Here is a 12,532-nt window from a genome sequence, read left to right as displayed (position 1 = left end):
AGCTAAGGACTGCCCATGAGCTCGACTCCCCGCCACGAATCGCACCAACCACGCCGCCGTACGGCAGGCCATGCTGTGGGGACGGTGCCGGCGACCCATCTTTCGTCGCGCACGGCCCAGGTGACGCAGAGGACGCGCGAGAAGAGCCGGGCGGGGCATGTACGCGAGGTCAAGCGCAAGTCGTCCCACGGACCGGCACCCTACATCCTGGGCACGATCATCGCAGTCGCAGTCGTCGCCTTCCTTGCAATCCGCGTCCTCCCGGGCGTGCTGAGCAGGATCGACGGTGCGGGCTCCAAGACGACGGTCGAGGAGGGCACCCAGGTCACGGTCACGGTGCCGAAGGGCGCTTCCGGCCAGACCATCTTCAAGACACTTGTCGAAGCAGGCCTTCTCGACAACAGCCAGTCGAGCGATTTCCTCACTGCCTACAAGAGCCATGGGGACGACGCACAGATGCAGGCGGGCACCTACACTTTCACGGCAGGAGCGTCCGTCGAAGACATCGTGAACGGCCTCATTGCAGGGCCCAGCTCGAGCTATGCCTACAAGCTGACAGTGCCTGAAGGCTATACGGTCGCAAAGACCGCTGCGGCTGTCGCAGAAGCCATCCCTTCCATCACGGCCGACGATTTCACGGCGCAGGCAAAGGCATCGAACTATGTGGCAGACTATCCGTTCCTGGCCTCTGCCCAGAACGATTCCCTCGAGGGATTCCTGTTCCCGAAGACCTACACGTTCAATGCGGATGTGGATGCCGACACGGTGATTCGTGCCATGCTCGACCAGTACAAGACGGAGATGGCATCCATTGACTTTGCCACGGGCGAAGCGCAGATCAAGGCAAAGTACGGCATCACGATGTCTGACTATGATGTGCTGACCATGGCGTCGATTATCGAGCGCGAGGCTGTGACGGACGATCAGCGCGCAAGCATCTCCTCTGTCTTCTACAACCGTCTCCAGGCTGCCATGCCGCTCCAGAGCGATGCGACGATGGGCTATGTGACAGGCGGCGAAGTGACGGCAGACGACCTCAAGCAGGAATCGCCCTACAATACGTATCTCAACGAAGGCCTGCCGCCAACACCTATCTGCGCACCGAGCCTTGCCTCCATCCAGGCTGCGCTTGCTCCTGCCGACACGAACTATCTCTATTTCTATATCGTGCAGGAGAATGGCCAGACGACCTCGAGCTTCTCCGAGACGTATGACGAACATCTCGCAAGCATTGCTGCAAGCAGCAATGCAGAGACCGGGGAGTAGGAGAGCGTGTCTCTCTTCGAGGCAAGCCGCTATGTCGCACGCATCGAGCTCATCGATCTCGGTGCGCTCTGGCAGGAGGGCGTGCGCTTCCTTCTCATAGACCGCGACAACACCTGCATGGCTCGCTCAACGATGCGCGTCGAACCTCCGGTCGCTGCCTGGTTCGCAAAGGCGCATGAGATCGGCTTTGCGACCTGCCTCGTCTCGAACAACTTCCATGGGACAGATGTCGAGAGGACGGCAGAAGAGCTTGGCTCTGCCGTCGTCCACCATGCGATGAAGCCAGCACCGTTTGCGCTTGCGCATGCGCTGGCCCGCGAAGGGTTCTCTGCAGCAGAGACCGTGCTTGTGGGAGACCAGGTCTTCACGGATGTCGTGGCAGGAAACCTGGCGCATATCCCGACCATCCTTGTGCATCCGCTCTCGACGACAGACCTCTGGTATACGCAGATCCTGCGCCTCATCGAGCGTCCGCTTCTTTCCGGCCACACTTTCGAAGGCGACCGATGATTGTCTGTGCCGCCCTGGCGCTCGCCTTGGCGGTAGCCGTGGAGGATGCACGCAGCTGCCGTATCCGGAACAGCTTCTGCCTTGCTATGGCAGCCCTGGGCCTTGCCTTCCAGGCGGTGCGCATCTGGGCGCCTGAGCTCTCAGGCGTGCTTGCCTTCCATCTTGCGGATGAGACTTCTGCCCCCCAGGCCGTTCTGGCAGCTGCGCTCCTTGTGCTCCTTTGCGGTGCAGCGCTCGAGCTTGCATGGCGCAGGATCCATGGAGCCTGCGGCATGGGGCTCGGCGATATAAAATACATTGCTGCCTGGGCAACGCTTCTGGGACCTGGCATCTTCGTGCCGCTTGCTGCGGCAGCGCTTGTGGGCGCCTTGGTCACGCTCGTTCAGAAGAAGAAGCGCTTTGCCTTTGGACCCTATCTTTCGGTCGCATTCTCCTGCATGCTTGTGCTCCTGTCCTCAGACATCCTCTGATGCCCTGTTTTGATGCAGGATGTACGTGTGCTCTCCTCTGACATGACAGCTTCGATCTCGATGATAGAATCAAGGAGATCAGACTGTGTTTTTCGGAGGTTTTGGTGGACAGACCATGCAATGGATATGTCGTACATGAAGGGTGCGATCATATCTTCTTCGTCGGCTTTCTCGGAGCCGGCAAGTCCACGGTGGCAAGAAATATCGGATGCCTCTTCTGCCGGCCCTATGTGGATACCGACCGCATGGTCGAAAGGATCCGCGGCAAGAGCGTCTGCGATATCTTCCGCGAGGATGGGGAAGAGTCGTTCCGCGATACGGAGACCGAGGTGCTCAGAAGCCTCAGCGAGAAGAAGTCGCTGCTCGTGAGCTGCGGCGGCGGCATCGTGGAGCGCTCCGAGAATGTCGACCTCATGCACAGCATGGGCAAGATCGTATTCTTGGATGGAGATCTCTCCGATTCGCTGAGGCAGATCCAGCACAAGGAGACACGGCCCGATCTGGGCGGCTGTCTCAAGGAGACGAGCGCCTGCTATAATCGCCGGCGTCCCCTCTATGAGGCGGCAGCAGACTATACGATCGATATCAGGAACAAGAGCTTCGAAGAAGTCGCTTGCGATGCGTCGAAGCTTCTATGGGAGGAAGGGCTGCTATGAGCGAAGAAGAGCTTGGGACGAGCGTCCCTCAGGACAACGGGGATGCTGCACAGGCTCCTGCCGATGTGGCTGAGGCTGCCGAAGTCCTTCAGGAAGAGGAAGCGCCGAAGTCTCCTCTGGCTGAGACGACCCGCCAGTGGGTGTCGCTTCCGGGCAGCTCCTGCAATGTCCGCATAGGCTCGGGCAACCTCGAGAACTTCGGCCACGACCTCAAGAGCTCTGTCGGAAAGCCTGCGAAGGCTGCGCTCCTCGTGTCTGACAAGGCGGATCCGGACTTCGTCCAGGAGCTCCTCTGGCAGCTGAACGATGCCGGCTTCCAGGCGCTCAGGGGCTCTGTGCCGGGAGAGCTCACGCTTTCTGCGGCAGATGAACTCTTCGGCGAGCTTGACAGGCTGCATATCACGTCGGATGACCTGATTGTCTGTGTCGGTGCTGCCCCTGAGCTCTCGCTTGTCTTATATGCTGCCGGCGCCTGGTGTGGCCGTACGCCGGTCTGCGCCCTGCCGCTCGATCTCGAGGCACTTGTCTGCGCAACCGTCACGCCTGAAGGAATCTCGGTCGGCACGCACAGGGATATGGTGTCTGGCCATAACAGCCTGAAGAACGTCTTTGCCGACTTTGCCCGCATCGACCTCGGACCTTCCGAGAAGCGTCTCCACGCCTATGCGACGATGGTCGCGACTGCGGTCTCCGATACGGAAAAGGCATTCGAAGCGCTCTATAACAGGCGCGATGCCCTCGCCGAAGCTGACGAGGTGGCACTGCGCGAGCAGGTGAACGAGACGCTCAGGAGCCGCGGCCGCATTGCCTCCTCGACCTCTGTTGCCGTGCGCCAGTCGCTTTCCTACGGCGTCACGTTTGCAGAGGCGCTGAGCCATCTTGTGGAAGGCGTTCCTGCCTCGACACTTCTGGCCGAAGGCCTGCGCTTCACGGCACGCGTGGCTGTGACCGAGGAGGACTTCAAGGTCGACGATATGCTTGCCCAGGACGAGCTGCTCTCAGTACTGGGGCTGGGCACGGTCAGCGCCACGGTAGATCCCGATGCGCTCCTGCACGAGATGCGCGCCTGCGCACATCTGCGCTCGAACCGCTTCATGCTCGCCGTGCCGCGCGCTTTCGGACGCGTCCGTCTCGCGACGATCGAGGATGCCCGCCTCAAGGCGCATCTCGAGGCCTGGTGCGCACAGCACCAGGCGGACTAGTTGCTTGGTACATTCAATCGGAAAGGATCTTTTGCTATGGCAGATCAGGAAATGGGAAAGGCGCGTGTTGCACGCCTTCGTGCCCTCATGCAGGAGTATGGATATGACGCAGTCGTGCTGCGCCACAATCCGGATCTGCGCTGGCTCACAGGAGCCGAGCGCACGTTCGACGACGAGGTCGCACATACGGCCTTCGTGACCCGCGAGGGCCAGTGGCTCCATACGGATTCGCGCTACTTCGGCACATTCCAGGATCGCCTTGGCAAGGATACGGACTGGCAGCTCGATATGGATGCCGTGAGCCATCCGGCCTGGACAGCCTCCCTGATCAAGAAGACCCATGCCCGTGTCGTCGCAATCGAGGACACGGCAGACCTTGCATTCTTCGATGCGCTCGAGGCAGAGCTTGGTCGCCAGTCGGCGGCATGCCTCCTGCCGCGCATGCATGGCACGGTCTCGGCGCTGCGTGTCGTGAAGGACGCCGAAGAGGTCTCCCTCATGCGCCATGCCCAGACCATCACGGATGCTGCCTTCGAGCACATCTGCGGCTACATCAAGCCGGGACTCACCGAGCTCCAGATCAGGGCAGAGCTTGAGAGCGCGATGTTCGACCGCGGTGCCGATGCGCTCTCGTTCGACACGATCATCGCAAGCGGTCCGAACGGTGCCAACCCGCATGCCCAGCCGGGGGAGCGCCGCGTCGAGGAGGGCGACCTCATCGTCATGGACTATGGTGCCGGCTACCATGACTACCATTCGGACATGACAAGGACTGTGTGCGTCGGCAAGGCGACAGATGAGCAGAAGAAGGTCTACGCCGTCGTCCGCAAGGCGAACGAGACCTGCGAGGCAGCGATCCATGCCGGTGTCATCGGCGTCGATATCCATAACCTCGCCGTCAAGGTCATCTCCGATGCCGGCTACGGAGACTACTTCAAGCATGGTCTCGGCCACGGTGTCGGCCTCCAGATTCACGAAGCACCGTACTTCAGCCGCTCCGGCGCTCCTGCCGAGCACGGCGTCATCCCTGCAGGATCTGTGATCACGGTCGAGCCGGGCATCTACCTCCCGGGACGCTTCGGCATCCGCCTCGAGGACTTCGGACAGGTGACCGAGGACGGCTACGACGTCTTCACGGCATCCGCCCACGACCTCGTCGAGATTCCCTGCTAGGACCCACATCTTCACACTTTGTGTAGTCGCTCCGGCTTGCCTGCATGAGCTGGAGCGACGTCGTATACTGATAACGTTTCGGAGTTTTACGGATAGGAAAGAGATCAACCGTGGCAACGCAGACCATCAGCACCGCTGATTTCAAGAACGGCATGGGCCTCAAGATCGGCAACAAGTACTACACGATCGTCGAGTTCCAGCATGTCAAGCCGGGCAAGGGCGGCGCATTCGTGCGCTACAAGATCAAGGACCTGCGCGATGGCCGCACGATCGACCAGACCTGCAATGCAGGCACGAAGTTCGACAGCGTGCAGCTCATCACCAAGGAGATGCAGTATCTCTACAACGACGGCGTCGACTACTACTTCATGGACAACGATACGTATGAGCAGGTCGCTGTTCCTGCCGACTTCATCGGCGACAACGCCCAGTGGCTCGTCGAGAACGACAACGCCTCTCTGCTCTACGCTGACGATGAGCTCCTCGGCGTGACGCCTGCCATGTTCATCGAGGTCGAGATCACGCAGACCGACCCGGGCTTCAAGGGCGACACGGTCCAGGGCGGCACGAAGCCGGCCACGATCTCCACGGGCGCTACGATCCAGGTGCCGATGTACCTGAACCAGGGCGAGAAGATCAAGGTCGATACGCGCGACGGCAAGTTCGTCCAGCGCGTCTAGCCTCTCGCACAATGAGGGATGCCGCGTCCCATCTGGCGGTGGGGTGCGGCATTTTTCTATGCAGACAGGCCCTGCAATGTGGAAACCTTGGGAGCAGCTGCCAGCGCGCTTCCAAGATGCGGCCCTGCCTCTGGGCTATTTGCGTATACTGGGTATGACCATAAGCAAGCCGGAAAGCTGGCTTTCTGGCGGATGCGGAAGGACGTTCTATGGACGAGCTCTCCATCTCTGGCATTGGCATCTCCCGCCGCGTCATCGCGACCGTCGTTGCGCTGGCAGCAGAAAAGGTCGAAGGAGTCGCCTCTGTCGGCGGCAATGATACGCTTACCTCGAGCCTCATCAGGGTCTTCACGGCCAAGAGCCTCGATGTCGCACAGGCAGTCGAGTCCGAAGAAGAGGACGGCCGCCTGCATATCACGGTCCATCTGTCGGTCTTCTATGGCTACCCGTTCTGCGAGCTTGCGCAGAACGTGCGCCAGGCAGTCGCAGATGCCGTGTCCGAACAGATCGGCGTTGAAGTATCGGCAGTCGATGTCTGCATCGACAGCCTCGTATTCCCCAAGGAGTAGAAGCCTTGTCAAAGCAATCGTCAAAGCAGTTCAAGGGACGCACCCTTGCACGCAGCCAGGCCCTGCAGATCATCTTCCAGGCAGAGGCAACGGGCCGTGCCGTGGATGAGGTGCTCGATGGGGACTATGCCCTCTCCGAGGGCCCGCTCGATCCCTTCGGCGAGCGTCTGGCACGTGGCACCTGGTCGCTGCGTCCCGGCCTTGACCGCATCATCGACTCCGTCGCTACGAACTGGTCGCTCTTCCGCATGCCGGCAGTCGACCGCAATCTCCTGAGGCTTGCCCTCTATGAGATCCTCGAGGTCGACGAGGTCGAGTTGCCTGTCACGATCGACGAATGCGTCGAGCTTGCCAAGGCCTATGGCACGGACGAGTCGAGCCGCTTCGTGAACGGCGTGCTCGGAAAGATTGCACGCGAGCTCGAGGCAGGACGCGACCTCAAGCGCGAAGCTGAAGAGGGGACCGAGGAGGCAGAGGCGCTTGCCGCTGCAGCCCCCGAAGCAGAAGCCCCCGAAGAAGAGCGCGAGTGGCCTGCCTATGGTGCCGAGATCCGTGCCGAGGAAGAGGCTGAAGGTGCCGAGGAGGGCACCTGGCAGCCGGGCGAGGATCCAGAAGACGCCGATGAGGCTGCAGAGCCGGGCGAGGACGCGTAATGGCCAAGATCGATACGTCTGCCTACAAGACCTTCGACGAGATTGCGGGCAGGCTCGATGAGATTGCCGGGCAGGTGCGCCAGAAGGATACGTCGCTCGAGCGTTCGCTCGACCTCTTCGACGAGGCCATCGCTCTTGGCTCCAAGGCAGTCGATATGGTCGACGCCCAGGATGCAGAGCACGCGGGCACCCAGACCAAGGAGGGCTAGGGCCTGTGGCACGGCGCAGAAGGCTCGATGAGGAACTTGTAGCGCAGGGCTTCTTCCCAACAAGGGACGAGGCCCTGCGTTCTGTCATGGCAGGAGATGTCTCGACGACAGACCGCCGCATGGAATCTGCCGGCGAGCAGGTAAAGCCCGGCATCGAGCTCCATGTGAGAGGGCACATCCCGTTCGTGAGCAGGGGAGGACTCAAGCTCGAGCGGGGTCTCAACGCCTTCGATGTGAAGCCAGAAGGCCTTGCCTGCCTCGATGTGGGCTGCTCGTCGGGAGGCTTTACGGACTGCCTTCTCTCCCACGGGGCAAGAAGCGTCCTTTCGGTCGATGTGGGCTATGCACAGTTCGACTGGTCGCTCCGGAACAATCCCAGCGTCGAGCTCCTCGAGCGCACGAATATCGTCGATGTGCCGACGCCTGAGCGCATGGGCACGATCGATCTTGCTGTCTGCGATGTGTCGTTCACCTCGGTCGTCTCCATCCTGCCATCTGTCATGGAGCTCCTGAAAGATGACGGGGCGTTCCTGACGCTCGTGAAGCCGCAGTTCGAGGCAGCGCGCGATGAGGTGGACGAAGGCGGCATCGTGCACGATCCTGAAGTGAGGCTTGAAGCTCTCATGAAGGTGGCCGGTGCCTTTGTGGATGCAGGCCTTGCCATCAAGGGTGCCTGCGAAAGCCCGATCACGGGTGCCAAGGGCAACCACGAATACCTGCTGTATGGCAGAAGGGGAGAGGCTGGGCTGGTGCCAGACCTCTCTCAGGTTGTCAGGGAGGGCGAGACCTTCATCGCTTCATAGAACATCTGTACGTCTGTGCTGTAAGATGGCGCTTGATGCTACACTGGGCGTACGGAATCGATGGAACGAAGGTGAACTGACGGTGAAGGTGCTTCTCGTACCGAACTATGGACGCAGCGATGCGCTTCAGGGCGCGCACAATCTTTCCGGCTGGCTCGAAGCCGAGGGGCATGAAGCCGTGCTTGCCCCCGACAAGAAGCGCCACGAGGAAGAGCGTCCCGGCCTTGCTGATGGCATGGACCTCGTGATCTCGCTTGGCGGCGACGGCACGCTCCTGCGTGCTGCCCGTATCGTCGGCTACCGGGAGATTCCGCTCATGGGATTCTCCTATGGGCATCTCGGCTTCCTTACCTGCGGCGGTCCGAAGGACATGCGCACGACCGTCGCGGCGGCGCTTGCAGGCGAGCTCCATTCCTCGCACCGGGCGACCCTTGCCATCGAGGCAGAATATGTGCTGCCGGACGGAAGCACCTATACCGAGAAGAGCTTTGCCCTGAACGATATGGCTGTGACCCGGGGCGGTCTCGGCGATGTCATCTCCTTCGATGTCGGGGTCTCGGGAAACCACATCGACAGGATCCGCGGCGACGGCTTCATCGTCTCTACGGCGACGGGCTCGACCGGCTATGCGCTGGCAGCAGGAGGCCCTATTGTGACGCCGGAGTTCACGGGCATGGTCTGCGTGCCGATCGCTCCCCATACCATCCTGGCCCGCGCCTTCCTGACAGCGCCTTCAGATGTCGTGGAGATCGACATGTCGGAGGAGCGCCCGGCAGAGCGCAGCGTCCTCGCCGATGGCCGCCTCATGGGCCATGGAGGACGGGCCATGCATATGCGTGTCAGGCGCGGGGAGGGCGACATCATCCTCCTCGACTACAATGCGCAGAGCTTCTATTCGTCCGTTTCGCGCGTCTTCTACGGGAAAGTGGCCAAATAGATGATTGACGAGATTCAGGTCAGAAATGTTGCCCTCATCAAGGAAGCGGAGATAGAGCCAGCAGAAGGCCTCACCGTGCTTACCGGCGAGACTGGCTCGGGCAAGTCTGCCCTGCTCTCGTCCCTGAAGCTTCTTGTCGGCGACAGGGCAGATGCCTCTTCGGTCAGGGAAGGCGCAGATGGCCTCGAAGTGCAGGGCCGCTTCTTCACGGATGATGGGGAAGAGGATGGCCATATCGTACGGAGGCGCCTCACCGCTGATGGACGCGGCAAGGTCGATATCGACGGGCATATGGCATCAGTGAAGGAGCTCGCACAGACGCTCGGCCGCACGGTCGATCTCTGTGGCCAGCATGAGCACCAGAAGCTTCTCGATGTCACGACGCATGTGCAGCTTCTCGATGCCTTTGCCGGAGAGCCTGCAGCTGAGGCACGTGAAGCCTACCAGGAAGTACTCAGGAAATCTGACGCAGCCCATCGGGAGCTCAGGCGTGTCGAGGAGGCGAGCCGTGCCTCCGAGGAGAAGCTCGACGAGGCGGCATTCGTGCTCTCGCGCATCGATGAGGTCGGACCTTCCGAGGAAGACTATGCAGAGCTCGAAGAGGCGCTGCCGAAGGCAGAGCATGCCGAGGCACTCATGCGTGCTGCCGAAGGGGCACATGAGGCGGTAGCAGGAGACGATGGCGTCTCCGATGTGCTTTCTGCGGCAGTCGCCGAGCTGAGGGAGGCAGCGCGCTTCGACGAGAAGCTCGGAAAGCTGGCTGATGCCCTCGAGAGTGCCCTCATCGAGGCTGAGGATGCTGCATCGGAGCTCAGGGACTATGCCGACTCGGTCGAGCTCGATCCCGAAGAGCTCGAGCATCTGCAGGAGCGCGAGGCTGCCTATCAGAGGCTCATCCGTGCCTATGGCCCGGACCTTGCCCATGTGCTGGCACGGAGGGCGGAGGCAGAAGAGACCGTCTCTGCGGCGCAGGATGGGGGAGAGCGCGTACGCAAGGCGAAGAAGGCGCTCTCCGCTGCCGAGGCCGAGCTTGCAGAAGCTGCAAGGCAGCTCTCTTCCGTACGTGCGAAGGCAGCGCCTGAGCTTGCAGCTGCAATAACCAAGGAGATGGGGCAGCTCGAGATGGGCACAGCCTCGCTCGAGGTCTCGCTCGAGCCGCTTCCACGCTCGCAATGGACGCTCGAGGGCCCTGACCATGCAGAGCTCATGTATCGTCCCGGTGCCGGGCTCTCATCGCGCCCCCTTCGCCGCATCGCCTCGGGCGGCGAGGTCAGCCGTGTCATGCTGGCGGCAAAGGTCGTGCTCGGGGATGCCGACGAGACGGATACGCTCGTCTTCGACGAGGTCGATGCCGGTGTCGGCGGCGCCACGGCGAATGCGTTGGCCGAGGTGCTCAAGAAGCTCTCGCGCACGCATCAGGTCATCGTCGTCACGCATCTGGCACAGGTTGCCGTCATGGCAGACAAGCACTACGTCGTCACGAAGACGGAAGGAAGCGTGCCCGAGACGAAGCTCTCCGAGGTCGAGGGAGATGCGCGCGTGCATGAGATCGCACGCATGCTTTCGGGCGACGAGTCGGAAGCTTCGCTCAGCCACGCCCGCGAGATGCTCGAGCGCGTGCACGCCTCGTGGAATTGATGCAGGAACCGTTTCTCGGACAGGTTCTTGCCTCACGTGCGGAATGAACCGCGGTATTATATAGGTCCGTACGAAGAGCAAAGCAACGCGTATGGAAGGGTCCTCATGACCAAGCACATCTTTGTTACGGGCGGCGTCGTTTCTTCCCTTGGAAAGGGCATCACGGCAGCTTCCCTTGGCCGGCTCCTCAAATCCCGTGGTTACAAGGTGATGATGCAGAAGGCCGATCCCTACCTCAACGTTGATCCTGGCACGATGTCGCCGTTCCAGCACGGCGAGGTCTTCGTGACCGAGGACGGGTATGAGTCCGATCTGGACCTCGGCCACTACGAGCGCTTCATCGATGAGAACCTGACCCGCAATTCGAATTTCACGACCGGCGCAATCTACTCCTCGCTCATCAAGCGCGAGCGCAGGGGCGATTTCCTCGGCGGCACCGTGCAGGTCATCCCGCACGTCACGAATGCCATCAAGGAGCGCTTCCGCCGCATCGAGGAGCAGTCGGGAGCCGATGTCGTTATCACCGAGCTCGGCGGCACGATCGGCGATATCGAGAGCTCGTCGTTCGTCGAGGCAATCCGCCAGTTCCGCAAGGAAGACGGCCCAGGCAACACCCTCGTGATCCACGTGAGCCTCGTGCCCTATATTGCCGCTGCCCATGAGGTGAAGACGAAGCCGACGCAGCACTCCGTGAAGGAGCTGCGCTCCATGGGCATCCAGCCTGACTTCATCGTCTGCCGTTCCGACCATGAGGTCGAGGCACCGATTCGCGCAAAGATTGCCCACTTCTGCGACGTCGATGAGGATTGCGTGTTCGAGAACTCCGACTGCCCGTCGATCTACGATGTGCCAGCGCACCTCGCCGAGCAGGGCTTCGATCTCAAGGTCTGCGAGAAGCTCGGCCTCGACCCGCGCGAGAGCGATATGAGCTCCTGGTACAGCTTCACGTCTGCCATGCATGCAGCGAAGCAGAAGCCGGACAAGACGAAGATTCGCATCGTCGGCAAGTATACGCAGCTGCCGGATGCCTACCTTTCCGTCATCGAGGCCTGCGGACATGCAGGCGTCTACTTCGGCCGCAACCTCGACGTCGAGCTCGTCGACGGCGAGGAGCTCACCGAGGACAACGTCGAGGACGTGCTCGGCGATGCTGACGGCATCCTCGTGCCGGGCGGCTTCGGCCAGCGCGGCGTCGAGGGCAAGATCCTCTCTGCCCACCTTGCCCGCACGGAGAAGAAGCCGTATCTCGGCATCTGCCTCGGACTCCAGGTCGCTGTCTCCGAGTTCGCCCGCAATGTCGCTGGCATGCCGGGCGCCAACTCCACCGAGTTCTCGCCGGACTGCGAGTATCCGGTCATCGATATCATGCCTGACCAGGAGGATGTCACCGAGAAGGGCGGCACGATGCGCCTTGGTGCCTACCCCTGCAAGGTCAAGCCGAACACGCTTGCCATGGAGGCCTACGGCGAGCCGCTCGTCTATGAGCGCCACCGCCACCGCTATGAGGTGAACAACGCATTCCGCGACAAGCTGACGCAGGCCGGCCTTGTAATCTGCGGTCTCTCTCCTGACGAGCGCCTCGTCGAGATGGTCGAGCTTCCCGAGGATGTGCACCCCTGGTTCGTTGCCAGCCAGGCACACCCTGAGTTCAAGAGCCGCCCAACGAAGCCGGCACCGCTCTTCCGCGAGTTTGTCCGCGCTTCCATTGCCCACCACGAGGGCTGCGCACGCCAGAGCGTCCAGCCGGAGTAGGGCGCACTTGGATC

Annotated in this window: 13 protein-coding genes and 1 pseudogene; all 14 read left to right on the top strand. The window is 61.5% G+C overall.

Annotated features, from left to right (window positions below; genetic code table 11):
- Positions 1-15 precede the first annotated feature (15 nt).
- On the top strand, positions 16-1,266 hold the full coding sequence (gene mltG / locus VXJ24_RS04990) for an endolytic transglycosylase MltG (protein WP_330971817.1): 1,251 nt from the start codon (positions 16-18) through the stop codon (positions 1,264-1,266).
- A 6-nt stretch (positions 1,267-1,272) separates the two neighbouring features.
- Entirely contained in the window at positions 1,273-1,776 is a 504-nt protein-coding gene (locus VXJ24_RS04985) for a YqeG family HAD IIIA-type phosphatase (protein WP_330971816.1), read from the top strand.
- A complete protein-coding gene (locus tag VXJ24_RS04980; protein WP_330971815.1) occupies positions 1,773-2,246 on the top strand; it encodes a prepilin peptidase in 474 nt (157 codons plus the stop codon). The genes VXJ24_RS04985 and VXJ24_RS04980 overlap by 4 nt, the downstream gene beginning before the upstream one ends.
- A gap of 104 nt (positions 2,247-2,350) precedes the next feature.
- Positions 2,351-2,902 (top strand): shikimate kinase, encoded by a 552-nt coding sequence (locus VXJ24_RS04975; RefSeq protein ID WP_430623812.1) that lies wholly within the window; start codon positions 2,351-2,353, stop codon positions 2,900-2,902.
- Complete coding sequence (locus VXJ24_RS04970; protein ID WP_330971813.1) at positions 2,899-4,104, top strand: dehydroquinate synthase/iron-containing alcohol dehydrogenase family protein; 1,206 nt, start codon at positions 2,899-2,901, stop codon at positions 4,102-4,104. The genes VXJ24_RS04975 and VXJ24_RS04970 overlap by 4 nt, the downstream gene beginning before the upstream one ends.
- A gap of 36 nt (positions 4,105-4,140) precedes the next feature.
- On the top strand, positions 4,141-5,277 hold the full coding sequence (locus VXJ24_RS04965; protein WP_330971812.1) for a M24 family metallopeptidase: 1,137 nt from the start codon (positions 4,141-4,143) through the stop codon (positions 5,275-5,277).
- A gap of 110 nt (positions 5,278-5,387) precedes the next feature.
- Positions 5,388-5,957, top strand: a complete 570-nt coding sequence (gene efp / locus VXJ24_RS04960; RefSeq protein ID WP_330971811.1) for an elongation factor P — start codon at positions 5,388-5,390, stop codon at positions 5,955-5,957.
- Between the two features lie 209 nt (positions 5,958-6,166).
- The gene (locus VXJ24_RS04955) at positions 6,167-6,526 is read left to right on the top strand and encodes an Asp23/Gls24 family envelope stress response protein (RefSeq protein ID WP_330971810.1); all 360 of its coding nucleotides are present in this window, start codon (positions 6,167-6,169) and stop codon (positions 6,524-6,526) included.
- A gap of 5 nt (positions 6,527-6,531) precedes the next feature.
- Positions 6,532-7,179 carry a transcription antitermination factor NusB gene (gene nusB, locus VXJ24_RS04950; RefSeq protein ID WP_330971809.1) on the top strand — a complete coding sequence of 216 codons (648 nt, stop codon included), beginning with the start codon at positions 6,532-6,534 and terminating at the stop codon, positions 7,177-7,179.
- Positions 7,179-7,352, top strand: a pseudogene (locus VXJ24_RS04945) (exodeoxyribonuclease VII small subunit); the annotation flags it as partial. The gene nusB and the pseudogene VXJ24_RS04945, both read left to right, overlap by 1 nt.
- A 41-nt stretch (positions 7,353-7,393) precedes the next feature.
- Entirely contained in the window at positions 7,394-8,191 is a 798-nt protein-coding gene (locus VXJ24_RS04940; RefSeq protein WP_330971808.1) for a TlyA family RNA methyltransferase, read from the top strand.
- An 82-nt stretch (positions 8,192-8,273) separates the two neighbouring features.
- Positions 8,274-9,128: an NAD(+)/NADH kinase gene (locus VXJ24_RS04935; RefSeq protein WP_330971807.1), complete on the top strand. Its 855-nt coding sequence runs from the start codon at positions 8,274-8,276 to the stop codon at positions 9,126-9,128.
- Positions 9,129-10,766, top strand: coding sequence for a DNA repair protein RecN (recN, locus tag VXJ24_RS04930; RefSeq protein ID WP_330971806.1), 1,638 nt, complete (start codon positions 9,129-9,131; stop codon positions 10,764-10,766).
- 105 nt (positions 10,767-10,871) lie between these two features.
- Complete coding sequence (pyrG, locus tag VXJ24_RS04925; RefSeq protein WP_330971805.1) at positions 10,872-12,518, top strand: CTP synthase; 1,647 nt, start codon at positions 10,872-10,874, stop codon at positions 12,516-12,518.
- Positions 12,519-12,532: the final 14 nt, after the last annotated feature.

This window comes from Olsenella kribbiana, assembly GCF_036408795.1.
Taxonomy (GTDB): domain Bacteria; phylum Actinomycetota; class Coriobacteriia; order Coriobacteriales; family Atopobiaceae; genus Olsenella_L; species Olsenella_L kribbiana.
This window is presented reverse-complemented; position numbering and strand designations above follow the sequence as displayed.

What these genes read in the sequence shown, in the direction of transcription:
- VXJ24_RS04970 (WP_330971813.1), top strand. Translation starts at nt 2,899, where the DNA reads ATGAGCGAAGAAGAGCTTGGGACGAGCGTCCCTCAGGACAACGGGGAT.
- recN (WP_330971806.1), top strand. Translation starts at nt 9,129, where the DNA reads ATGATTGACGAGATTCAGGTCAGAAATGTTGCCCTCATCAAGGAAGCG.
- VXJ24_RS04955 (WP_330971810.1), top strand. Translation starts at nt 6,167, where the DNA reads ATGGACGAGCTCTCCATCTCTGGCATTGGCATCTCCCGCCGCGTCATC.
- pyrG (WP_330971805.1), top strand. Translation starts at nt 10,872, where the DNA reads ATGACCAAGCACATCTTTGTTACGGGCGGCGTCGTTTCTTCCCTTGGA.
- mltG (WP_330971817.1), top strand. Translation starts at nt 16, where the DNA reads ATGAGCTCGACTCCCCGCCACGAATCGCACCAACCACGCCGCCGTACG.
- VXJ24_RS04965 (WP_330971812.1), top strand. Translation starts at nt 4,141, where the DNA reads ATGGCAGATCAGGAAATGGGAAAGGCGCGTGTTGCACGCCTTCGTGCC.
- VXJ24_RS04980 (WP_330971815.1), top strand. Translation starts at nt 1,773, where the DNA reads ATGATTGTCTGTGCCGCCCTGGCGCTCGCCTTGGCGGTAGCCGTGGAG.